22 protein-coding genes are annotated in these 21104 nt (G+C 63.3%); 15 read left to right on the forward strand and 7 right to left on the reverse strand.

Annotated features, from left to right (window positions below):
* Positions 1 to 112 precede the first annotated feature (112 nt).
* The 5 genes from VMP31_RS03400 (at position 113) to VMP31_RS03420 (ending at position 3560) form a co-directional block, all read left to right on the forward strand.
* The gene (locus VMP31_RS03400; protein ID WP_325504081.1) at positions 113 to 532 is read left to right on the forward strand and encodes a polyribonucleotide nucleotidyltransferase; all 420 of its coding nucleotides are present in this window, start codon (positions 113 to 115) and stop codon (positions 530 to 532) included.
* A gap of 142 nt (positions 533 to 674) precedes the next feature.
* Positions 675 to 1532 carry a cation diffusion facilitator family transporter gene (locus tag VMP31_RS03405; RefSeq protein ID WP_414705426.1) on the forward strand — a complete coding sequence of 286 codons (858 nt, stop codon included), beginning with the start codon at positions 675 to 677 and terminating at the stop codon, positions 1530 to 1532.
* Positions 1533 to 2085: 553 nt separating this feature from the next.
* On the forward strand, positions 2086 to 2565 hold the full coding sequence (locus VMP31_RS03410) for an Lrp/AsnC family transcriptional regulator (RefSeq protein WP_325504085.1): 480 nt from the start codon (positions 2086 to 2088) through the stop codon (positions 2563 to 2565).
* A 179-nt stretch (positions 2566 to 2744) separates the two neighbouring features.
* Positions 2745 to 2948, forward strand: a complete 204-nt coding sequence (locus tag VMP31_RS03415) for a DUF2788 domain-containing protein (RefSeq protein ID WP_325504087.1) — start codon at positions 2745 to 2747, stop codon at positions 2946 to 2948.
* 219 nt (positions 2949 to 3167) lie between these two features.
* Entirely contained in the window at positions 3168 to 3560 is a 393-nt protein-coding gene (locus VMP31_RS03420) for a globin (RefSeq protein ID WP_325504089.1), read from the forward strand.
* On the opposite strand, the gene VMP31_RS03425 is transcribed toward VMP31_RS03420, so the two are convergent.
* Complete coding sequence (locus VMP31_RS03425; protein ID WP_325504134.1) at positions 3561 to 4130, reverse strand: pseudouridine synthase; 570 nt, start codon at positions 4128 to 4130, stop codon at positions 3561 to 3563.
* Between the two features lie 204 nt (positions 4131 to 4334).
* Here VMP31_RS03425 and ahr point away from each other — a divergent pair, with 204 nt between their 5' ends.
* Complete coding sequence (gene ahr, locus VMP31_RS03430; RefSeq protein WP_325504091.1) at positions 4335 to 5369, forward strand: NADPH-dependent aldehyde reductase Ahr; 1035 nt, start codon at positions 4335 to 4337, stop codon at positions 5367 to 5369.
* 62 nt (positions 5370 to 5431) lie between these two features.
* Here ahr and amn read toward each other — a convergent pair whose 3' ends face one another.
* Positions 5432 to 6904, reverse strand: coding sequence for an AMP nucleosidase (amn, locus tag VMP31_RS03435; RefSeq protein ID WP_325504093.1), 1473 nt, complete (start codon positions 6902 to 6904; stop codon positions 5432 to 5434).
* A gap of 74 nt (positions 6905 to 6978) precedes the next feature.
* Complete coding sequence (locus VMP31_RS03440; RefSeq protein WP_325504095.1) at positions 6979 to 7314, reverse strand: DUF3703 domain-containing protein; 336 nt, start codon at positions 7312 to 7314, stop codon at positions 6979 to 6981.
* Positions 7315 to 7423: 109 nt separating this feature from the next.
* On the opposite strand from VMP31_RS03440, the gene VMP31_RS03445 reads away from it, so the two are divergent.
* Positions 7424 to 8152 (forward strand): hypothetical protein, encoded by a 729-nt coding sequence (locus VMP31_RS03445; RefSeq protein WP_325504097.1) that lies wholly within the window; start codon positions 7424 to 7426, stop codon positions 8150 to 8152.
* 28 nt (positions 8153 to 8180) lie between these two features.
* On the opposite strand, the gene VMP31_RS03450 is transcribed toward VMP31_RS03445, so the two are convergent.
* The 3 genes from VMP31_RS03450 to VMP31_RS03460 all read right to left on the reverse strand — a co-directional run bounded on the left by VMP31_RS03450 (position 8181) and on the right by VMP31_RS03460 (position 12993).
* Positions 8181 to 9833 carry an acyl-CoA dehydrogenase family protein gene (locus tag VMP31_RS03450; RefSeq protein ID WP_325504099.1) on the reverse strand — a complete coding sequence of 551 codons (1653 nt, stop codon included), beginning with the start codon at positions 9831 to 9833 and terminating at the stop codon, positions 8181 to 8183.
* Positions 9830 to 10483 carry a TetR/AcrR family transcriptional regulator gene (locus VMP31_RS03455; RefSeq protein WP_325504101.1) on the reverse strand — a complete coding sequence of 218 codons (654 nt, stop codon included), beginning with the start codon at positions 10481 to 10483 and terminating at the stop codon, positions 9830 to 9832. Before VMP31_RS03455 ends, VMP31_RS03450 begins: the two co-directional genes overlap by 4 nt.
* Before the next feature lie 128 nt (positions 10484 to 10611).
* Positions 10612 to 12993 carry a hybrid sensor histidine kinase/response regulator gene (locus tag VMP31_RS03460; RefSeq protein ID WP_325504103.1) on the reverse strand — a complete coding sequence of 794 codons (2382 nt, stop codon included), beginning with the start codon at positions 12991 to 12993 and terminating at the stop codon, positions 10612 to 10614.
* 308 nt (positions 12994 to 13301) lie between these two features.
* Between VMP31_RS03460 and VMP31_RS03465 the strand changes: the two genes are divergently transcribed.
* The 5 genes from VMP31_RS03465 (at position 13302) to VMP31_RS03485 (ending at position 17401) form a co-directional block, all read left to right on the forward strand.
* Entirely contained in the window at positions 13302 to 14096 is a 795-nt protein-coding gene (locus VMP31_RS03465; RefSeq protein WP_325504105.1) for a hydroxymethylpyrimidine/phosphomethylpyrimidine kinase, read from the forward strand.
* Positions 14097 to 14132: 36 nt separating this feature from the next.
* On the forward strand, positions 14133 to 14759 hold the full coding sequence (gene thiE / locus VMP31_RS03470; protein WP_325504107.1) for a thiamine phosphate synthase: 627 nt from the start codon (positions 14133 to 14135) through the stop codon (positions 14757 to 14759).
* 53 nt (positions 14760 to 14812) lie between these two features.
* The gene (hemL, locus tag VMP31_RS03475; RefSeq protein ID WP_325504108.1) at positions 14813 to 16102 is read left to right on the forward strand and encodes a glutamate-1-semialdehyde 2,1-aminomutase; all 1290 of its coding nucleotides are present in this window, start codon (positions 14813 to 14815) and stop codon (positions 16100 to 16102) included.
* On the forward strand, positions 16102 to 16758 hold the full coding sequence (locus VMP31_RS03480) for a hypothetical protein (protein WP_325504110.1): 657 nt from the start codon (positions 16102 to 16104) through the stop codon (positions 16756 to 16758). The genes hemL and VMP31_RS03480 overlap by 1 nt, the downstream gene beginning before the upstream one ends.
* Before the next feature lie 91 nt (positions 16759 to 16849).
* The gene (locus tag VMP31_RS03485) at positions 16850 to 17401 is read left to right on the forward strand and encodes a tetratricopeptide repeat protein (protein ID WP_325504112.1); all 552 of its coding nucleotides are present in this window, start codon (positions 16850 to 16852) and stop codon (positions 17399 to 17401) included.
* Positions 17402 to 17604: 203 nt separating this feature from the next.
* Here the strand turns inward: VMP31_RS03485 and VMP31_RS03490 are convergent, their stop codons facing one another.
* A complete protein-coding gene (locus VMP31_RS03490) occupies positions 17605 to 17928 on the reverse strand; it encodes a DUF1820 family protein (RefSeq protein ID WP_090249225.1) in 324 nt (107 codons plus the stop codon).
* 134 nt (positions 17929 to 18062) lie between these two features.
* Between VMP31_RS03490 and miaB the strand changes: the two genes are divergently transcribed.
* The 3 genes from miaB to ybeY all read left to right on the forward strand — a co-directional run bounded on the left by miaB (position 18063) and on the right by ybeY (position 20938).
* Entirely contained in the window at positions 18063 to 19394 is a 1332-nt protein-coding gene (gene miaB, locus VMP31_RS03495) for a tRNA (N6-isopentenyl adenosine(37)-C2)-methylthiotransferase MiaB (RefSeq protein ID WP_325504116.1), read from the forward strand.
* Positions 19395 to 19482: 88 nt separating this feature from the next.
* Positions 19483 to 20487, forward strand: coding sequence for a PhoH family protein (locus VMP31_RS03500; protein ID WP_325504118.1), 1005 nt, complete (start codon positions 19483 to 19485; stop codon positions 20485 to 20487).
* A complete protein-coding gene (gene ybeY / locus VMP31_RS03505; protein WP_325504120.1) occupies positions 20480 to 20938 on the forward strand; it encodes an rRNA maturation RNase YbeY in 459 nt (152 codons plus the stop codon). The genes VMP31_RS03500 and ybeY overlap by 8 nt, the downstream gene beginning before the upstream one ends.
* The last annotated feature ends 166 nt before the right edge of the window (positions 20939 to 21104 follow it).

Consider the following 21104-nt stretch of genomic DNA (forward strand, 5'->3'; position numbering starts at 1 on the left):
AACCGATTATAGCGGCGAACCCGGAGGCCATTGCTGCGGTCTTAGACATGGCATAGCGCTATTGCCGTGCCGGGATTGTATAGTTGCGCCAGTTTTTCTCAGGAGATACTCAATGCCCATCTATAAGCGCGTACTCAGTGGCCTGCTGGCCGCCACCCTGCTCACTCAACTCAGCGCCTGTGGCACCCTGTTCTTTCCGGAGCGCCGCGGCCAGATCGAAGGTCGAATCGACCCGGCGGTGGCGGCCCTGAATGCCATCGGCATCCTCTTCTATGTGATTCCCGGCCTGATCGCCTTCGGCATCGACTTTGCCACCGGCGCGATCTATCTGCCCGGCGGCCTGACTTCCCAGGTCAACCCCGAAGACCTGCAGAACCTGGTCGAGGCCGATGGCCAGATCGACCCGGCCAAGCTCAAGGCCCTGATCGAAGTGCAGACGGGCCACAGCCTGCCGCTGGATGACCCACGCCTGATCCAGCACAGCGGCAGCGCCGAGCAGTTGGCGGCCTATGGTTTGCGCCCAGCAGCCTAAGCTCGTCACTAGAAAGCCCCAAAGTAAAAGCCCGTTATTGCGACGGGCTTTTCTTATTTTGTGAATCCAGGCGCGCTAGCCTTGGCAGCGCTCGCCCCACTCTGGATAGTCCGTGACCATATTGCCGCAACACGCCCGCCTGATGCGCCAGGCCACCTTTGCCGCACTGGCGGTAGCCCTGACGCTGGCCCTGGCCAAAGCCATCGCCTGGTGGCTCAGCGGCTCGGTCAGCCTGCTGGCGGGGCTGACCGACTCGCTGCTCGACGGCGCAGCCTCGCTGCTCAACCTGATCGCCGTGCATTACGCCCTGCGCCCGGCCGACGAGGATCATCGCTACGGCCACGGCAAGGCCGAAGCCCTGGCCGGGCTTGGCCAGGCCCTGTTTATCGGGGCCAGTGCGTTGCTGGTAGGCAGCCACGCCATCGATCGCCTGCTGCACCCCGAACCGATTGGCGCGCCGGCCCTGGGCATTGCGGTGATGCTACTGTCGCTGGCCCTGACCATCGCCCTGCTGCTATTCCAGAACCATGTGGTGCGCCAGACCGGCTCCACCGCCATCCGCGCCGACTCGCTGCACTATCGCTCGGACCTGCTGCTCAACAGCAGCATCCTCCTGGCATTGGTGCTGGCCAGTTACGGCTGGCCGCAACTGGACGCCATCTTCGGCATCGCTATCGCCCTGTATATCTTCTGGAGCGCCACCCGAATCGTGCGCGAAGCCGCTGCGGTGCTGATGGATCAGGAGCTCGACCCGCAGATCAGCGCGCAGATGCACAGCCTGGCCTGCGCCGTACCCGGCGTACTGGGCGCACATGACCTGCGCACGCGGCTGTCCGGCACCCACTGGTTTGTCCAGCTGCATGTGGAGTTGCCGGGTGACCTGAGCCTGCTTGAGGCCCATTGCCTGTGTGACCAGGTGGAAGCGGCGATTCGAGCCAAGTTCCCCCGGGCCGAAGTGCTGGTGCATGCCGACCCGCTCAGCACCGCGGCGGCCTCGTAGGCTGTACGTCCGCGCTGTAGCCACAACCCAGGTACAAAAAGCCATGTACCTATCACGTGGTGTATAAGGCGCTTGGGGAAGAATGACGCTGCTTGCAGAGGCCGCAATCGGTAGGGCGCGCCGTGCGCACCAAGAATCAGCAGCCAGCTTTGGTGCGCACGGCCTGGGCGGCCCCGCGGCACCCTACAAATCACACTTATGTGCCGACGCCTGAACGCAACGCAGTACTGAAATAACAGCCACAAAAAAGGGAGACCTGCAGGTCTCCCTTTTTCGTGTGTCCGTGATTGGCGAGGATAACGCCTTTTTCTTCGCCCGCCTGGTTGGGCAGTGCGGACCCGGGTGCCGTGGCGATCCGGTGGGATCGGCGGCGTCCGCTCACCTGATTGGGCGAAGCGGCTGGACTTGCTGTCCGGGCCTTGAAACTGAGGTAAAGCTTACCGGTGCTCGCCCAGCAGAAGATTGCGAATATTGCTGATATACCCATAACTTGCGCAATTAATAGCTACAGGCGCATGATTTAGCACAATCTAATAACGCAAGCGTGGCAAACATGAACAGACTTGACCGCTACGACCTGAATATCCTCGCCGAACTGCAGCGCGACGCCACCCTGTCCAACCAGGATCTGGCTGAACGTATCGGCCTGTCGCCCTCGCCCTGCTCGCGACGGGTCAAGCAGCTGGAAGACGACGGTTATATCCTCGGCCAGGTGGCCCTGCTCGACCGCAAGAAGCTCGGCCTGAGCCTCACCGCCTATGTGCTGATCGGCATGGACAAACACACCCCGGAGCGCTTCGAGCATTTTCAGGAAGAAATCCGCAAGTGCCCGGAAGTGCTCGAATGCTGCCTGGTGACCGGGATGGATGCCGACTATCAGCTCAAGGTGGTGGTGCCGGATATGGATCACTACCAGAAGCTGCTGCTGGGCACCCTGACCCGCATCGAGGGGGTTTCCAGCGTGCGCTCCAGCTTCGTCCTGCAGCAGATCCTCTCCAGCACCCAGCTGCCCCTGCAGCACCTGCGCAGCTGAAGCCACCGCGCATCTGCCGGGCATCGCAAAGGGCACGCGGCGGCGTATACTCGCCGGCGTTTTACTGTGCCTTGTGCGGCCCCGCCATAAGAGCTTCGCGCTCAGACAATAACAATCGCCTCGCCCACCTCCCGCCACTGTTGGCGGCACAGTCCTGTTTTCGCTGATTAGAGGTTGCGATGGAAACTGCGTTGTTTGAAGAGCTGATGATGACCGTGCTGGTCGGCGGCCTGGTGCTGTTTATGGCGTTTATCGTCTGGGACCTGGCGAAGAAGTCCAAGGCCGGTCGCTTCGGCAGCATGATCCTGTTCCTCGCCCTGGGTCTGGGCGTGCTCGGCTTTATTATCAAGACCTTTGTCATAGCCGGGCTGGAAGGCGTTTAGGGACTTACCCACAGTCTGCTGCGCGTCGGCCCTGCTGCGTTAAGAACAGGCTCGGACTGCTCATGTACAAAAGTACACTCCGCGTCCTCGCCTATTCTTGCCTTGCAGGACTCTAGCTCGCGAGACTTCGCACCGGCTCCCAGGAGCCCACCCCCAGGCAGAACCACTCACCCAGGCTGCAGCACGCTGCGGCCCGGGCAGGCTTTTTCAGGAGCAACCATGAAGGCCACTGATCGCGTAATGCAGAGCTACGGACGCTGCTGTGCCAGCCCGGACTTTTTCGACGCCTTCTACCGACACTTCCTCGCCAGCTCACCCGAAGTGCGCGAGAAGTTCGCCAATACCGAAATGAACGGACAAAAGCTGCTCTTGCGTCAGGGCATTCTCAACCTGGTGATGCATGCGCGCGGCATGCCTGACACCAAGTTGCGCGCCCTGGGCTGCAGCCACTCCCGCGCCGCCATGGACATTCGCCCAGAGCTGTATGTGCTGTGGCAGCAAGCACTGCTGTTGACCATCGGCGAGCATGATCAGCAGTACTGCAACGAAACCCGCAGTGCGTGGAATGAAGTGCTGGACAAAGGCATCGCCGTTATCAAAGCCGGCTACTGATCAATCGAGCCGGGCCGGCACTTCGCGCCATTGTCCCGGCTGCAAATCATCCAGGCTGAACGGGCCGATACGCACCCGCACCAGACGCAGCGTCGGCAGCCCCACGGCCGCAGTCATACGGCGCACCTGGCGGTTGCGCCCCTCGCGAATTACCAGCTCCAGCCAGGCGGTCGGGATGCTTTTGCGAAAGCGCACCGGCGGGTTGCGCGCCCACAGCTGCGGCTCATCCAGCTGCCGCGCTTCGGCCGGCAGGGTCGGGCCGTCATTCAACTGCACGCCATCACGTAGCTGCTGCAACTGCGCCTCGCTCGGTTCACCCTCCACCTGCACCCAGTAGGTCTTGGCCAGCTTGTGCTTGGGATCGGCGATGCGCGCCTGCAGGCCGCCGTCGTTGGTCAGCAGCAGCAGGCCTTCGCTGTCGCGATCCAGACGCCCGGCGGGGTATACGCCCGGCACGCTGACAAAGTCCTTGAGGGTGACGCGGCCCTGCTCGTCGTTGAACTGGGTCAGCACATCGAACGGCTTATTCAGCACCAACAAACGCGGCTCGGCGGGTGGCGCCTTGGCCACGCGGCGCACGGCAGGTTTACCGCTGTGCGGGCGAGAGGACGCAGGGCGAGGTGGGCGTGACATAGGTGATCCAGCAGCAGGTTGCGAGGCGGCCAGTGTAACCGAGGCCAAGGTTGGACTATCAGGCTGAGTGATCCGCACAGCCTTCACCGGCGTAGCGGGCTATGCTGGCAAGATTGTGTTTCCCGTCCCGAGGCCATTGTTATGAGTTCGTCCGAATCCATCGTCGAAACCTTTACCGGCTGGGCTGCCAAAGCCCCCGGCGCGCCCCTCGAACCGCACAGTTATGACCCCGGCCCGCTGGGTGCCGAAGACGTGGAAGTAGCGGTGGAATACTGCGGTATCTGCCACTCCGATCAGTCGATGATCGACAACGAATGGGGCAACGCGCGCTACCCCTTTATCCCCGGCCATGAAGTGGTCGGCACCGTGGTACGCCTCGGCCCGCAGGCGCGCGGCCTGAAGCTCGGTCAGCGGGTTGGCATCGGCTGGTACAAGGGCAGCTGCATGCATTGCAGCTCCTGCATGGAAGGCTCGCATCAGCTGTGCGGCACGGTAAAACCGACCATTGTCGGCAGCAACGGCGGTTTCGCCGACCGCCTGCGCAGCCACTGGGCCTGGGCCGTACCGCTGCCGGACGGCCTTGATCCGGCACTGGTCGGACCGCTGTTCTGCGCAGGCTCCACGGTATTCAGCCCGCTGCTGGATTTCGATGTAAAACCCACCGACAAGGTCGGCGTAGTCGGCATCGGCGGCCTCGGCCACCTGGCGCTGGGTTTTCTGAATGCCTGGGGCTGCGAAGTCACCGCCTTCACTTCATCGCTGAGTAAACAGGAAGAAGCCAAGCGCCTGGGCGCGCACAAGGTGGTGGCCTCGACCGACAGCGCGGCATTGAAGGCAATTGCTGGCAGCCTGGATTTCCTCCTGGTCACCGCCAGCGCCGACCTCGACTGGAACGCCATGATCGGCACCCTGCGCGGCAAGGGCCGGCTGCACTTTGTCGGCATCGTGCCCAGCGCGATTCCGGTGCATGTGTTCAACCTGATCCCCAAGCAGAAGAGCCTGTCCGGCTCGCCCGTCGGCTCGCCGGCCAATATGGCGACCATGCTGGAATTCTGCGCGCGCCATCAGATCCTGCCGCAGGTCGAGCACTTCCCCATGAGCAAGGTAAACGAGGCCATCGACCACCTGCGCGCCGGTAAAGCGCGCTACCGCGTGGTGCTCGACGCGAGTAAATAAGCTGAGCTGAAATACAAAAGCCCGAGGCATAAACCTCGGGCTTTTTTATGCAACACAAAGCGCTAGCGAAACGGCGGCTCGTCAAAGCTGCGCAGCTTGCGCGAGTGCAGCGAGTTGAGCTGGTTGCGCAGCAGATCCAGCGCGGTGATGCCGATATGCAGGTGCTGGGTGACTGCTCGCTCATAGAAGGCACCGGCAGCGCCGGGCAGTTTGATCTCGCTGTGCAGCGGTTTGTCCGAGACGCACAGCAGCGTGCCGTAAGGCACCCGCAGGCGATAGCCTTGGGCTGCGATGGTGCCGCTTTCCATGTCCACCGCCACGGCGCGTGACAGGTTGATCAGCGGTCGTTCCTGGGCCCAGCGCAGTTCCCAGTTGCGGTCGTCGTAGGTCAGCACGGTGCCGGTGCGCAGGCGTTTTTTCAGCTCGTCGCCCTGCTCGCCAGTAACCATTTTGGCCGCCTCCTGCAATGCCTGCTGCACTTCGGCCAGGGCCGGCAGCGGGATATGCGGCGGCAGCACGCGGTCAAGAATGCCGTCGCGGCGCATATAGGCGTGGGCCAGCACGTAGTCGCCGATGGTCTGCGACTGACGCAGGCCGCCGCAGTGGCCGATCATCAGCCAGCAATGCGGACGCAGCACGGCCAGGTGGTCGGTGATGTTCTTGGCGTTGGACGGGCCGACGCCGATATTCACCAGGGTAATGCCATGGCCGTCCTCGGCCTGCAGGTGGTAGGCCGGCATCTGGTAACGGTGCCAGATGACGTTCTCGATAATCGCCTGCATCTCGCCTTCGGCCATGCCGCGCTCGATCACCACGTTGCCCGGCAGCACCATGCGGTTGAAGCGCGACTCACCGACCAGCATGTCCAGACCGTGGCGGATAAATTGGTCGACGTAGCGGTGGTAGTTGGTCAGCAGAATCCACGGTTGCACATGCCGCCAGTCGCTGCCGGTGTAATGCACCAGACGGCGCAGGGAGAAATCCACCCGCGCGGCATCAAACAGTGCCAGCGGCAGCGGGTCGGTGTTTTCCCAGTCATACAGGCCATCGGCGGTGCCATCGGTGGCGGCGGACAGGTCGGTGCTGGGGAATACCCGCGCCAGTTCGGCGGCGGTGACTCCGGAGCCGGCCAGCTCATCACCCTGCTCGACCACGTAGGGATAGGGAATATTCTGCTGACTGACGCCCACCTCGACGCGCACGGTGAAGTCGTTCATCAGCGGACGCAGCTGCTCCAGCAGGTATTTGCGGAACGCCGCCGGATGCGTGACGGTGACGCTGTAAGTGCCCGGCACCTGCACCTTGGCGTAGGCGCGCACGGTGGTCGGCACCTCGCCCTGGCACAGGTAGATCAGGCGCAGCTCCGGGTAGCGGAAACGCGACTGCTCCTCGGCATCCGGCTTGATACGTTCCTTGAGATAACGCTTGAGCGCCTGGCTCAAGCCCGTGGTCGCCTGCAGGTGCAAGGCGGCCAGACGATCTACCGCTTCTTCAGCGGTATTGGCGACAATAAAGTCATCGGAACAAGGGTTCACAAGGCACCTTCCTGGCTGATCTCAATGGCTCTATCTTGCCCTGATCCGCCGCGTTTGCGATAGCGCGACATTGCTTACTTGCGCGCCGCCAGCAGCAGCCGCAAATCCTCGGGCAGCGCCTGCGGCTTCAGCGGCCCAACCCGCCGCGTACCGGGATTGCCCAGCGGATACAGACCGAACAACGAACCCAGGCTACCGGGTACACGCAGAAGTTGCGCCGCACACTCAGCCCAGTCACGCTGCCGCCAGGCCCAGGCAAGCAGCCACAGATGGCTGCGCAGGTGCTCAAGAAACACCGGCTGGCCTAGAATATGGGCCCGTTCCAGGTGATAAAGCTCGGCCGCGGGATTTAGGCCACGCTGCAGCCGGGCTTGCTGGTATTCATGCCAAAAGGCTTGCTGACGGTTCATTGCGGGGCACCTCTGGATTGATTCGCGGCCAGTCTGCAACTGCGGGGCCGCCCCCAGGTCAAGCGCCAACGGCTAATCTGTTCCACAGCCCACACCCAAGGATCACGGCATGCTGCGCCTATCGATAATCTGCCTGTTTGGCCTGTTGCCTGCGCTGGTGGCCGCCGCCGAACTGGACGGACACTACCTCGCCCGCTTGGACGGCCAGCCGGCCGAGATGATCCTGCGCAGCCAGGGCTCGCAGGTCGAAGGCGAATATGTGGAGCGCAACAACCTGCGCTTGAAAATCAGCGGCCACTTTGACGGCCAGTTACTGACGGCGCAGATCAGCGAGCCGGGCTCGGGTTTGCTGATCGCCAATATGAATGCCAACTACGCCAGCGGCATGCTCAATGTACGCATCGCCGCCCGCAGCCCACGCAGCGGCGAGGTGCTGGAACGCGAGGCGCTGTTCCACCGACAGACCCATAGCCCGCAGGCCGCGGCGGCAGAGCAGAGCCCGCAACGCGATCCGGCACTGGTCGGCACCTGGGTGCACGAACAACAGATCAATAGCGGCGGAGCCAACTTCGCCGCCATGAGCACCCAGATGATCCTGCAACTGAACGCCGACGGTCGCGTGTCGCAATGGACCCGCAGCGTCGCAGGCGGCGCGGACTGGCACCACGACAGCCCCGGCGAATTGCAATACAGCGGCCTCTGGCAAAGCGTCGATGGCCTGCTGATGGTGCAACTGCAAGGCCATAGCGACTACCAACCCGCCGCCTACTACCGCTTCAGCGAGCAGTACCTGATCACCGAAAGCAATACCAGCAAGCTGATCTGGCAGAAGCGCTGACAGCGCAGCCGAAAACCTGCCCTAGCCCTCAGAGCCCAGCCGGCGAGCTGCGCGCCACCAGTGCTTCGACATCAATACCCCGCGGCAGGGTGCCGTAGACCCGCCCGCCCTGGCCGCCCAGGCGGCTGGCGATAAAGGCGTCGGACACCAGCGCGTTGCCGGCCTCCAGCAGCAGTTTGGCCTGCAGGGCCAGGGCGACGTCTTCGGTCAGTTGGCGGGCGCGGTATTGGATATCGGCGGTGTCGGCAAAATCCGCCTGGAGCTTTTCGATATGGGCCTTGAGGCGGGCATCGCCATGGCCGTCGCCCAGCTCATGGAACAGCGCATCGAGCACACCGGGCTCTTTGGGCAGGGCGCGCAGCACGTCCAGGCACTGCACGTTGCCGGAGCCTTCCCAGGTGGAGTTGACCGGCGCTTCGCGGTACAGGCGCGGCAGGATGGTTTCCTCAACATAACCGGCTCCGCCCATGCATTCGGCGGCCTCGTTGATCATCGCGGGGGCGCGTTTGCAGATCCAGTACTTGCCCACGGCGGTGACCAAGCGGGCGAACTTGTCTTCCTGTGGGTCTGTGGGGTTGTCCAGGGCCTTGCCCATGCGCAGGGTCAGCGCCAGGGCGGCCTCGCTTTCCAGGGCCAGATCGGCCAGCACGTTCTGCATCAGCGGTTGCTCGCTGAGCAGCCGACCGCTGACCTGGCGATGGGCGCAATGATGCGCGGCCTGGGTCAGGGCCTGACGCATCAGGGCGCTGGAGCCGATCATGCAGTCGAAGCGGGTCAGCGCGACCATCTCGATAATGGTCGGCACACCGCGGCCTTCGTCGCCAACCATCCAGGCCAGGGCACCGCGAAACTCCACTTCGCTGGAGGCGTTCGACCAGTTGCCCAGCTTGTTTTTCAGACGCTGGATATACAACTCGTTGCGCGTGCCGTCCGGGCGGTGGCGCGGCAGCAGAAAGCAGGTCAGGCCTTTGTCGGTGTGGGCCAGGGTCAGGAAGGCATCACACATCGGTGCCGAGCAAAACCACTTGTGGCCGACCAGCTCGTAGGCCTGGCCCGGGCCGCCGAGCCCCACCGGATAAGCGCGGGTGGTGTTGGCGCGCACATCGGTGCCGCCCTGCTTCTCGGTCATGGCCATGCCGATGGTCGCGCCGGTCTTCTGCTCAATCGGCAAGTTGCGCGGGTCGTACTGGGTCGAGAGGATTTTCGGCAACCAGATCTCGGCAAGGTCCGGCTGCAACTTCAACGCCGGCACGCTGGCGAAGGTCATGGTCAGCGGGCAACCGCTGCCGGCTTCGGCCTGGCTGTGCAGGTAGCTCATGGCGGCGCGGGCCACCTGAGCACCGGGCTGCGGCTCGGTCCAGGGCATAGACGGCAGGCCATATGCGATGGCCGTGCTCATCAGTTGGTGATAGGCCGGGTGGAACTCCACCAGATCGACGCGATGACCGTAACGGTCGTGGCTTTTGAAAACCGGCTTGTTCTCGTTGGCGAGAAAACCTGCAGCCATCAGCTCGCCGCCGGCCAGGGCCCCGTAGGCATCCAGACGCTGCTCGGCCCAGCCGCCACCGAAGCGCTTGGTCCACTCCTGCAGCGGCAGGTCGAGGCGGTACAGGTTGGTCCCGTCCAGCGGCGGCACCTGGTTGAACACTTCATGGGTTTCGGCGTGTTGGCTGGCATTCATGGCTGAGGCTCCTTTTCGGGCAAGGGTGCGCCCACGGCGCGTAGGCAGAAGGTGACCAGGCCCTGGCTGACTTCAGCCAGGCTGGGGGCGGGATAACCGGCTTCGCGGGCCGCACGCGCGGGGGGCGACAAAGGACCGACCAGGGCTTCGGCAATAGCACCGACCAGGCAGGCGGCAGTCAGGCCGAGATGGGTCACGCGGAATACGCCGGCGGCGTTGCCTTGTTCGAGCAGCTCGCCGAATAGCTCGGCATAGGCCTCCCGGAAGAGCAGGCGCTGCTCATCGACCTGCGGCTCGACCGGCTCGGCGATCAGGGCAAAGGCCAGTCGCCGGCTGTGCCAGGCGCGCGCGGCAAATTGCTCTAAGCCGGCGGCCAGGCGCTCGGCGGGCGGGCCCGGGGCTCGCAGGGCCAGCAGCAGCGCGTCGAGTTCGACCTGGCTGGCTATCGCAAAAACTTCGGCGGCCAATTCACCCTTGTTGTGAAAGTGGCGGTACAGGCTGCCGGTGGCAATACCCACGTCCTCGGCCAGCGCCTGCATGGTCAGGGCGGCAAAACCGCCCTCGACAACACGCGCCAGGGCGCTGGCAAGGATACGTTCGCGCAGGACCTGATCGCGGTCGATACGCAGGGCAGTGGTGCGATAAGCCATGATCTGAATTCTGATTCACAATTGTTCAAGTGAATCAGGATTCAGAGTTTGGCTAAAGGGCGATTCCGGGCACAACAGCGGGCATAAATGCCAGCCGCTGGCGTATATCGCACGTAAGACTTTTGAAGTCAGGCCTCGCGGCAGAGCACCCAGTCATGCAACAGATTGCGCAACTGCTCGAACTTCACCGGCTTGGCCAGGTAGTCGCTCATCCCAGCGGCCAGGCAGCGCTCGCGATCGCCGCTATGGCTGTGGGCCGTGATGGCCAGCACCGGCACATCGGCGCAGCCCGGCAGATTGCGCAGCGCCCGGCAGGTGGCAAAACCATCCATCAGGGGCATCTGGCAATCCAGCAGAATGGCGTCGACCGATTCGTTACGCAGCAACTCCAGGGCCTCGGCACCGTTGTCGGCGGTGCGCACCTGATAACCCAGCTTGAGCAGCATGCCGCGGGTCACCAGCTGATTGATGGCGTTGTCCTCCACCACCAGTACCGTGCACTGCTGCGGCTGGCGCAGCGCAGGCGCATTGACAGGCCGCGGCGCGGCCACCTGCGCCGGGGTCTGCACCGGCAGAGCCAGAGGCACTTCGAGGCGGAAGCGGCTGCCCTGCCCCGGCAGCGATTCATGGCTGAGGCTGCCGCCGAGCAGGTCGACCAGTTGCCGACAGATCGCCAGGCCGATACCCAGGCCGCCGTATTCGCGGGTCATGGAGCCGTCCAGCTGCTGGAAGCGCTGATACAGGCGCACGTCCGGCGGCGTCTCGAAGCCCACGCCGCTGTCCACCACCTCGATGCACAGCGGCAGGTTGTCAGTGCCGTTGCCAACCCGACTGACCCGCAGCTGAATCGCGCCATGGCTGGTGAACTTGATCGCGTTATCCAGCAGGCAACCCAGGCTCTGCGCCAGTTTGCCGGCGTCCCCTTCCAGGGTATCGGGCAGGCTTTCATCCAGCTGCAGCTCGAAGCGCAGGCCCTTTTCCTCGGCACGCGGCGCGTAAAGCGCACGCAGGCCGTCGAACAGGCCGCGCAGGCTGAAGGGCTCGCGCCGCGGGTAGAGCTTGCCGGCCTGCAATTCGGTCAGGGTGAGGATGTCGTTGACCATGCGCATCATGTCCCGCGCCGAACTGGCGGCGGTCTTCTGGTACTGCGCCAGTTCGCCGTCAAGCCGGACCGTCTGCATCAGCTCCAGCGAACCAATCACCCCATTCATCGGGGTGCGCAGCTCATGGGTAACGGTGGCGAGAAATTCGTCCTTGAGCCGGTTGTTGTTGGCCAGCTCCTGGTTCAGCGCCTCCAGTTCGAGCCCGGCATCATGCAGGATGCGCGCGCGCTCCTCCTTCATCGCATTGATGCGGTCGGCCAGGGCCAGGGACAGCAGGCCAACCTCCAGGGCCGAGCCGATCTGGCTGGCATACATGGTCAGGAAGATATTCGGCAGATAGCCCAGCACCATCAACGTATTGATCGCCCCGCCGGCGAGAAAAGCGCTCCAGGCGATGATGAAATAGCGCGCCACGCGCATGCCGCGCAACCAGGCCAGCACCCCGGCAACGAAGATCACCACGGTAAAGGCCAGCGCCAGCACGGTGGCCAGGCGCAGGGCCACCGCATAGCTGGCCGTGACCGCGAGCAGCATCACCCCGGCACCGCAGGCCATCATCACCAGCAGAATGCGGTCAACCCAGGGGCTGTGCTCGGCGGTATGCAGGAAGCTGCGGGCAAACTGACAGCCGAACAGCGCCGCCGAGCCGATCAGAAAAGGCGTGGCGGCGTTCGCCCACCAGGGGTTATTGGGCCAGAAATACTCGATGCCGGCCCCATTGACCGAAACCTGGTAGAGGCCGAACGAGGCGATATAGAGGATGTAATACAGGTAGCTGGTATCGCGCACGCTGAGGAAGATAAACAGGTTGTAGATCAGCATCACCAGCAGCACGCCGTAGATGATGCCCAGCACGTAGATCCGCGCCGGCTGCTCTTCCAGATAGGCATTCGGGGCCCAGAGCGTCAGCGGGGCCTGGATTGAACCCTGGCTCTGCAGACGCAGGTAGATGCGCTGCGGCTGGTTCGGCGGCAGTTTGAGTTCGAACAGGTAGTTGTGCTGCTTGATCTCTCGGCTGGCAAACGGCAGCGCGTCGCCGGTGCGCTGGGCCAGGCGAAAGCCGCCCTCGGGCGCAGGCAGGTAGAGTTCGAGATGATCCAGGGGCGGATACGCCAGCTCCAACAACCAGGGCTGCAGCCCCTCCAGCTGAACCGGCTGATAGTGCAGGTCGAGCCGCAACCAGAACACCGAACGCGAGTAGCCCGCATTCAGTACGGGCTTGTCATGGGGGCGGAAACTGGCCTGCAGCGCCGGCGAGGTAATGTCCTCGATGCTGGCATCGCCGCGTACATCCTCAAATACCGCCATGGTCTTGCCGAGCGGCAGGCTGCGGGTGTTTTCGTCAAACACCAAGGCCCCGGCCAACCCTGGCATCAGCATAAAGAAACAGAGAAGGATGTAATGCATGCAGCTCAGCCAGAGTAAGCCAGCAGCGCCTAAGAACGCCGCTGGAACGGTGTATTGGGATGCTGGCACTCTAGCATAGGCCTTTGCGCCAGAGCCCCGAGAAAAATATGGGCAAGCCTAATACCGCTCACTTAGACCACGTTAACGGCAGATGCAGGTCGCTCGGATGCAATCCGGGAACCTTCTGGACCCCGAACAACAATCCCAGACTACATCCGGGCTACGGGCTGCGACAGATCGTCCGCCTGGCTGGCTTTCCTGCCGTTTCGGGGTCTGCAATCGTTGGTTTGGTGGTAAGCTCGCGCACCATGAAAACGCCTACCTCTCGCCCCGTAGTGCTGTGTCTGTCCGGTCATGACCCCAGTGGTGGTGCCGGCCTGCAAGCCGATATCGAAGCCCTGCTCGCCCAGGGCTGCCATGCCGCTCCCACCGTGACCGCGCTGACCGTGCAGGACACAGTGAATGTCAGCGACTTCCGCGTGCTCGACCGCGAGTGGGTACTGGCCCAGGCCAATGCGGTGATCAACGACCTGCCGGTCGAAGCGGTAAAGCTCGGCATGCTCGGCTCGGTTGAAATGGTCGAAACCGTGCTGGAAATCATGCAGCGCCTGCCGGGCATTCCCCTGGTCTGCGATCCGGTGCTGCGTGCCGGTGGCGGCGGCGCGCTGGGCAAGGATGAAGTCGGTTACGCCATGCGCGAGCGCCTGTTTGCCGTATCGACCATCGCCACGCCGAACCTGCCGGAAGCGCGCATCCTCGCCGAGCTGCCGGATGGCAGCGCCGATGAGTGCGCCGAGAAGCTGCTGCCCTATATCCAGCACCTGCTGATCACTGGCGGCCATGGCGATGAGCACGAAGTGCACAACCGCCTCTATAACCGCGACGGCAGCCGCCACACCTTCGTCTGTCAGCGCCTGCCCGGCAGCTACCATGGTTCCGGCTGCACCCTGGCGAGCACCCTGGCCGGTCGCCTGGCCCTGGGCCAGGAACTGGTCAGCGCCGTGCAATTTGCCCTCGACTACACCTGGCGCACCCTACGCGACGCCGAACAACCTGGCCACGGCCAGTTTATTCCTCGCCGCCTGCCCTTGGATGCCTTGTGATAGAGAGCTGCTGATGAACGACTGCCGGAGTGTCCTATGAAACTGCGTGGCCTGTATGCCATCACCGATAGCGAATTGCTCAAGGGCAAGCTGCTGCCCTACGTCGAAGCCGCACTCAAGGGTGGCGCGACGCTGCTGCAATACCGCGACAAATCCAGTGACGACGCCCGCCGCCTGCGCGAGGCCGAAGCCCTGCGCGAGCTGTGCAACCGCTACGGCGCAGCCCTGATCATCAATGACGACGCCGAACTGGCCGCCCGCCTCGGTGTAGGCCTGCACCTGGGGCAAGGCGATGGCTCGCTGTCCGTCGCCCGCGCGCTGCTCGGGCGCAAGGCGATTATCGGCGGCACCTGCCACGCCCAATTGGAGCTGGCCGAGGCCGCCGCCAAGGAAGGCGCAAGCTATGTCGCCTTCGGCCGCTTTTTCAATTCCAACACCAAGCCTGGTGCACCGGCTGCCGATGTCGAGTTGCTGGCTGCGGCGAAAGCCAAGATCAACCTGCCCATCGTCGCCATCGGCGGCGTGACCCTGGACAACGCCCCCGCGCTGATCGCCCACGGTGCCAGCATGGTCGCGGTGGTCCACGGCCTGTTCGGTGCCGACTCGGCCGCCGAAGTCGAGCGCCGCGCCCGCGCCTTTAGCGAGCTGTTCGGCAAGAATTAACTGTTTTCAGGGTGAGCCCACTCGCCCTCACGCGCTTACTGAGAGGCCCTGCCATGTCCCGTTCCGAAATCCTTTTCGCCAACGCCCAGAAGCACATCCCCGGCGGCGTCAACTCGCCGGTGCGCGCATTCAAAAGCGTCGGCGGCACCCCGCTGTTCTTCAAGCACGCGGAAGGTGCCTACGTCACCGATGAAGACGACAAGCGCTACGTGGACTACGTCGGTTCCTGGGGCCCGATGATTCTCGGCCACAGCCACCCGGACGTGCTCGATGCGGTGCGTCGCCAGCTGGAGCACGGCCTGTCCTATGGCGCGCCAACCGCCATGGAAACCGAGATGGCCGACCTGGTCTGCGCCATGGTGCCGTCCATGGACATGGTGCGCATGGTCAGCTCCGGCACCGAAGCGACCATGAGCGCCATCCGCCTGGCCCGCGGCTTCACCGGCCGCGACAGCATCATCAAGTTCGAAGGCTGCTACCACGGCCACTCCGACAGCCTGCTGGTCAAGGCCGGCTCGGGCCTGCTGACCCAGGGCGTACCCAGCTCGGCGGGCGTGCCGGCGGCCTTCGCCAAACACACCCTGACCCTGCCCTTCAACGACATCGACGCGGTCGCGCAGATGCTCGGCGAAGTCGGCAGCGAAGTGGCCTGCATCATCGTCGAGCCGGTGGCCGGCAATATGAACTGCGTGCCGCCAGCCCCGGGCTTTCTCCAAGGCTTGCGCGAGCAGTGCGACAAACACGGCGTGGTGCTGATCTTCGACGAAGTGATGACCGGTTTCCGCGTTGCCCTCGGCGGTGCCCAGGCCTATTACGGCGTGACCCCGGACCTGACCACCTTCGGCAAGATCATTGGCGGCGGCATGCCGGTCGGCTGCTTCGGCGGCAAGCGCGCGATCATGGAATGCATCGCCCCGCTCGGCCCGGTCTACCAGGCCGGCACCCTGTCGGGTAACCCGCTGGCCATGGCCGCCGGCCTGACCACCCTCAAGCTGATCAGCGCACCGGGCTTCCACGCCGCCCTCAGCGACTACACCAGCCTGATGCTGCAAGGCCTGCAGGACCGCGCCGATGCGGCCGGCATTCCGTTCGTCACCACCCAGGCCGGCGGCATGTTCGGCCTGTATTTCAGCGGGGCGGACGATATCGTCACCTTCGACGACGTGATGGCCAGCGACGCCGAGCGCTTCAAGCGTTTCTTCCACCTGATGCTGGCGGGCGGCGTGTACCTGGCCCCGAGTACCTTCGAGGCTGGCTTCACCTCCATCGTCCATGGCGAAACCGAGCTGAAGATCACCCTGGACGCCGCCGAGCGCGCCTTCGCCGAGCTGAAGAAGGCCTGATGCAGTACAGCACCGCCTTTAGCGACGCGATCCTGGCACTGGCCTGTCTGGCCTGCGCAATCGCCATCGGAAAAGCCCGCAAGCACTATGGCGAGGCAGACCAGCCAGCGCTGTTCTGCGCGCTGCTGGGTTTCCTGCTGCCAACCGCGGCCGCCTCGGTCGGGGTGATGCGCTATGGCGTCGACCCCGAATGGCAAGCCGCACATCTGTGGCTAAGCCAGGCCAGCAGCTTTCTTGGTCTGCCGTTACTCGGTGCCGCAGCGCTGGCCTTGGGCCGCGGCTGGGCCTGGAGCCGACCGAACTGGGGCCGCATCGTGCTGGGCCTGTGCGCTTTTTTCGAGCTGTTCCGGCAGATGAACCTGCTCGACGACTATCGCCTGCTGCTCAACCTGGCGACCCTGCTGCTGATTCTCTATGCCGGCGCGGTGCAATGGCCGCGTCGTCTGCCCGTCGCCGCGGCGGTCGGAGTGGTCGGCCTGTTTCTGCTGGCCGGGCTGGCAGTCGGCACCGAGGGCTTTATCGGCCCGCTGCGTCGCGTCGACCTGTTTCATGGCCTGCTGACACCGGCTTATCCGCTGCTGGCCTGGCTGCTGCTAAACCTGCCGGGCAGCGCCCAAACAATTGGCCTGGGAGAAAACCCGGTAAAGACTTTGTAAGAACGCCGCTGCTTATTTCATAATGTGAAGGCCGACGCGTTTCGTCGGCCAGGCACACCGCCAGCTCTGCATTCGAGGTAAATGGATTTTCATGAAACGCACCGGCCGCACCCTGTCCCTGGGCTGCCTGTTGCTCCTGCTCCCTCTGCCCGCCCTGGCGGGCGGCAATACCCTGCTGATCCCAGCGCCCGGCAGCTGCTCGCTGAATACCGCCCCCGAAGACCTCCCCGACGCCCTCGCCGCCTGCCAACAGGCCGCACAGGGCGGCGACCTGCAGGCCGAGTACGAGCTGGGCGAGTTCTATTACGACGGCAAGCGCACCGAGCGCGATCTGGGTCAGGCGCTTAAATGGTTTGAACTGGCCTCGCTACAAGGCCATGCCCAGTCGCAATATCGCCTGGGCATGATGTTCTTCCGCGGCGAAGGCGTACCGGCCAATAACGTCCAGGCTTATATCGTGCTGAAGATGGCGGCGGTGAATGGCTCGGACGAAGCCATGGACAGTGCCGACCTGATCGCCGCGCAGATGCCCCGCGATGAGCTGGAAATCGCCAGCCAGGTGCTCGGGCAGATCTTCCGCAACTACCTGCTGGAACTGCAGAACGCCGACGTCCTTACCTCGCCGTTCGCGCCGCTGCCCTGACTCACCGCAGGCTGAGCTAAGACCGGATGGGTCGCTCAACCCATCCTACGCACTGACACGTTTAGACGCGGTTTAAGATCTCGCGAGCTAGAGTCATGCAAGGCAAAAACAGGCGAGGAAGCGGAGTGTACTGTTGTACATGAGCATTCCGAGCCTGTTTTTAACGCAGCAGGGCCGACGCGCAGCAGATCGTATGCAGGTCCTTATTTGTCCGGCATCGGCATAGGGAACGGCATGACATTGCCACCACCCTTGGCTTCGCTGATCTTCGGCGTGCCCAGGCGTTCGACTTCGTCGATGCGGATAATCGCGTGCATGGGGATAAAGCTGCGCACCACACCGTCGAACTGGGCCTTAAGCTTTTCTTCGCTGGGGTCGACTACCACCTGGGTGCGCTCGCCGAAGACGAACTCCTCCACCTCCAGAAAGCCCCACAGATCACTTTGAAAGATCTGCTTGGCGTACATCTCGTACACCTGGCCTTGGTTGAGGAAAATCACCTTGTAGATAGGCTCGCGTTTGCTCATGGCTATGCAGTTCGCACCGGGGGTTAATTTTGGAGGGCGCAAATCATAGCATAGCCGCCGAGCAGCCAACGCTAGGAACCCGAGCCTTCGGCCTCTATAATGCGCGGTTCTTCGATTCCCCTTGTTGAGCGCGCATGACCAAGAAGCTTTATATCGAAACCCACGGTTGTCAGATGAACGAGTACGACAGCTCGCGCATGATCGACCTGCTGGGCGAACATCAAGCCCTGGAAGTCACCGAGAAGGCAGCAGACGCCGACATCATCCTGCTCAACACCTGCTCGATCCGCGAAAAAGCCCAGGACAAGGTGTTCTCCCAGCTTGGCCGCTGGCAAAAGCTGAAAATCGCCAACCCGGACCTGGTGATCGGCGTCGGCGGCTGCGTAGCCAGCCAGGAAGGCGCAGCGATTCGTGATCGCGCGCCCTACGTCGACGTGGTCTTCGGCCCGCAGACCCTGCACCGCCTGCCGGAAATGATCGACGCCGCGCGCACCACCAAGATCGCCCAGGTCGATATCAGCTTCCCCGAAATCGAGAAATTCGACCGTCTGCCCGAACCGCGCGTCGACGGCCCCAGCGCCTACGTATCGGTAATGGAAGGCTGCAGCAAGTACTGCACCTTCTGCGTGGTGCCCTATACCCGCGGCGAAGAAGTCAGCCGGCCGATAGCCGATGTGCTCGGCGAAATCATCCACCTGGCCGAACACGGCGTGCGTGAAATCACCCTGCTCGGGCAGAACGTCAACGGCTACCGCGGCGCAACTGCGAATGGGCAGATCGCCGATTTCGCCGAGCTGCTGTATGCCGTGGCCGCCATCGACGGCATCGACCGTATTCGCTACACCACCAGCCATCCGCTGGAGTTCTCCGACGCGCTGATCCAGGCCCACGCCGAGATCCCCGAGCTGGTGAAATACCTGCACCTGCCGGTGCAATCGGGCTCCGACCGCATTCTCGCAGCGATGAAGCGCAACCACACCGCACTGGAATACAAGTCGCGCATCCGCAAGCTGCGCGCCGCAGTGCCGGACATCCTGATCAGCTCGGACTTTATCGTCGGTTTCCCCGGTGAAACCGAGAAGGATTTCGAACAGACCATGAAGCTGGTTGAGGATGTCGGTTTCGACTTCTGCTACTCCTTCGTCTACAGCTCGCGCCCCGGCACCCCGGCGGCCGACCTGCCCGATGACACGCCGCTGGAGCTGAAAAAACAGCGCCTGGCACTGCTGCAACACCGCATCACCCAGCAGGGCTTCGAAAATAGCCGACGAATGGCGGGCACCGTGCAGCGCATCCTGGTCAACGATTACTCGAAGAAGGACCCCGGCATGCTCCAGGGCCGCACCGAGAGCAACCGGGTGGTCAACTTCCGCAGCGACAACCCGCGCCTGATCGGCCAGTTCGTCGACGTGCATATCGACGAAGCCATGCCCAACTCGCTGCGCGGCACCCTGTTAACCGACTAAAGCCGCAGCGGCCCGAGCTTCCCCCGCGCGGCCGCTAGCGCTATTCTTCGTTTCACTACCCCAGCCGACTGGCGGCCATCACACGACCTTGAACGCAACCATAGAACCACTCCGTTTTATCCTTGAACCCTTTGAGGCTCGCCGCTTCGCTAACCTGTGCGGCCAATTTGATGAGCACCTGCGCCTGATCGAACAGCGCCTGAGCATCGAATTGCGCAACCGCGGCAACCAGTTCGAACTGGTCGGCACCGCCGGTCAGACTCGCGCTGCCGAGCAGTTGCTGCGCCGCCTGTACCGCGAGGCCGAAAACACCGAACTGTCGCCCGACCTGGTGCACCTGTTTCTGCAGGAGTCCGGGATTGAGGAAATGAGCAACCCGACGGTCGAAGCCAGCGTCGCCCTGCGCACCCGCAAGGGCATGATTCGCCCACGCGGGGCCAATCAGCAGCGCTACGTCAAAGCCATCCTCGACCACGACATCAACTTTGGTGTCGGCCCGGCCGGTACCGGCAAGACCTACCTGGCCGTGGCCTGCGCCGTGGACGCGCTGGAGCGCGAGCAGATTCGCCGCATCCTGCTGGTGCGCCCGGCGGTCGAAGCCGGCGAGAAGCTCGGCTTCCTGCCCGGTGACCTGTCGCAGAAGATCGACCCCTATCTACGCCCGCTCTACGACGCACTCTACGAGATGCTCGGCTTTGAGCAGGTGGCCAAGCTGATCGAGAAACAGGTGATTGAAGTCGCGCCGCTGGCCTATATGCGCGGCCGCACGCTGAACAACAGCTTTATCATCCTCGACGAAAGCCAGAACACCACCCTGGAACAGATGAAGATGTTCCTCACCCGCATCGGCTTCGGCTCCACCGCAGTCATTACCGGCGATATCACCCAGGTTGACCTGCCCCGTGGCACCAAAAGCGGCCTGACCCACGTAATCGACGTGCTGCGTGACGTACCGGGCATCAGCTTTACCCACTTCAAGCCCAAGGACGTCGTACGCCACCCACTGGTGCAGCGCATCGTCGAAGCCTACGAACGCTACGACAACCGCATGCACGGCAAGCTGGATGACGAGCAGGATGAGCGCAATGCTTGAGCTTGACCTGCAGATCGCCAGCGACGCCGCCGCCCTGCCGAGCGAAGCGCAGTTCCGCGCCTGGTGCGAAATCGCCCTGCGCCAGCGCAGCGCCGACTCCGAGCTGACCATTCGCCTGGTCGATGAAGCCGAAGGCCGCGAGCTCAATCACACCTGGCGTCATAAAGATTACGCCACCAACGTACTATCCTTCCCCGCCGATGTACCTGATGAAATGCTGGATATCCCGCTCCTGGGCGACCTGGTGATCTGCGTGCCGGTGGTTGAGCGCGAAGCCCAGGAACAAGCTAAAACCAGCGAAGCGCATTGGGCGCACCTGGTGATCCACGGCTGCCTGCACCTGCTCGGCTACGACCACATCGATGATGAGGAAGCTGAAGAGATGGAAGCGCTGGAACGAGAATTGCTCGCTGAGCTGGGTTATCCCGACCCTTACGCCGACCACGAATAAGAGGGCACCTACAAACTACTGCGCTCGGCCATGCTCCGTTCCACCCAGTCTCAAATGCTCATGTACAACTCGTACACTGCGCTTTTCGACTGAGTGCGCCTTGCCTGACCATCGCTCGCTACGTTTGTAAGCACCCTCTACAACCCACAGAAAATACAAAAGGTTC

Source organism: Pseudomonas sp., assembly GCF_035512415.1.
Taxonomy (GTDB): Bacteria; Pseudomonadota; Gammaproteobacteria; order Pseudomonadales; family Pseudomonadaceae; genus Aquipseudomonas.

Bases quoted from the DNA above. Each gene is read 5' to 3' on its own strand.
- VMP31_RS03400 (WP_325504081.1), top strand. From the start codon at position 113: ATGCCCATCTATAAGCGCGTACTCAGTGGCCTGCTGGCCGCCACCCTG.
- VMP31_RS03405 (WP_414705426.1), top strand. From the start codon at position 675: ATGCGCCAGGCCACCTTTGCCGCACTGGCGGTAGCCCTGACGCTGGCC.
- VMP31_RS03410 (WP_325504085.1), top strand. From the start codon at position 2,086: ATGAACAGACTTGACCGCTACGACCTGAATATCCTCGCCGAACTGCAG.
- VMP31_RS03415 (WP_325504087.1), top strand. From the start codon at position 2,745: ATGGAAACTGCGTTGTTTGAAGAGCTGATGATGACCGTGCTGGTCGGC.
- VMP31_RS03420 (WP_325504089.1), top strand. From the start codon at position 3,168: ATGAAGGCCACTGATCGCGTAATGCAGAGCTACGGACGCTGCTGTGCC.
- ahr (WP_325504091.1), top strand. From the start codon at position 4,335: ATGAGTTCGTCCGAATCCATCGTCGAAACCTTTACCGGCTGGGCTGCC.
- VMP31_RS03440 (WP_325504095.1), bottom strand. From the start codon at position 7,314: ATGAACCGTCAGCAAGCCTTTTGGCATGAATACCAGCAAGCCCGGCTG.
- VMP31_RS03445 (WP_325504097.1), top strand. From the start codon at position 7,424: ATGCTGCGCCTATCGATAATCTGCCTGTTTGGCCTGTTGCCTGCGCTG.
- VMP31_RS03450 (WP_325504099.1), bottom strand. From the start codon at position 9,833: ATGAATGCCAGCCAACACGCCGAAACCCATGAAGTGTTCAACCAGGTG.
- VMP31_RS03455 (WP_325504101.1), bottom strand. From the start codon at position 10,483: ATGGCTTATCGCACCACTGCCCTGCGTATCGACCGCGATCAGGTCCTG.
- VMP31_RS03460 (WP_325504103.1), bottom strand. From the start codon at position 12,993: ATGCATTACATCCTTCTCTGTTTCTTTATGCTGATGCCAGGGTTGGCC.
- VMP31_RS03465 (WP_325504105.1), top strand. From the start codon at position 13,302: ATGAAAACGCCTACCTCTCGCCCCGTAGTGCTGTGTCTGTCCGGTCAT.
- thiE (WP_325504107.1), top strand. From the start codon at position 14,133: ATGAAACTGCGTGGCCTGTATGCCATCACCGATAGCGAATTGCTCAAG.
- hemL (WP_325504108.1), top strand. From the start codon at position 14,813: ATGTCCCGTTCCGAAATCCTTTTCGCCAACGCCCAGAAGCACATCCCC.
- VMP31_RS03480 (WP_325504110.1), top strand. From the start codon at position 16,102: ATGCAGTACAGCACCGCCTTTAGCGACGCGATCCTGGCACTGGCCTGT.
- VMP31_RS03485 (WP_325504112.1), top strand. From the start codon at position 16,850: ATGAAACGCACCGGCCGCACCCTGTCCCTGGGCTGCCTGTTGCTCCTG.
- VMP31_RS03490 (WP_090249225.1), bottom strand. From the start codon at position 17,928: ATGAGCAAACGCGAGCCTATCTACAAGGTGATTTTCCTCAACCAAGGC.
- miaB (WP_325504116.1), top strand. From the start codon at position 18,063: ATGACCAAGAAGCTTTATATCGAAACCCACGGTTGTCAGATGAACGAG.
- ybeY (WP_325504120.1), top strand. From the start codon at position 20,480: ATGCTTGAGCTTGACCTGCAGATCGCCAGCGACGCCGCCGCCCTGCCG.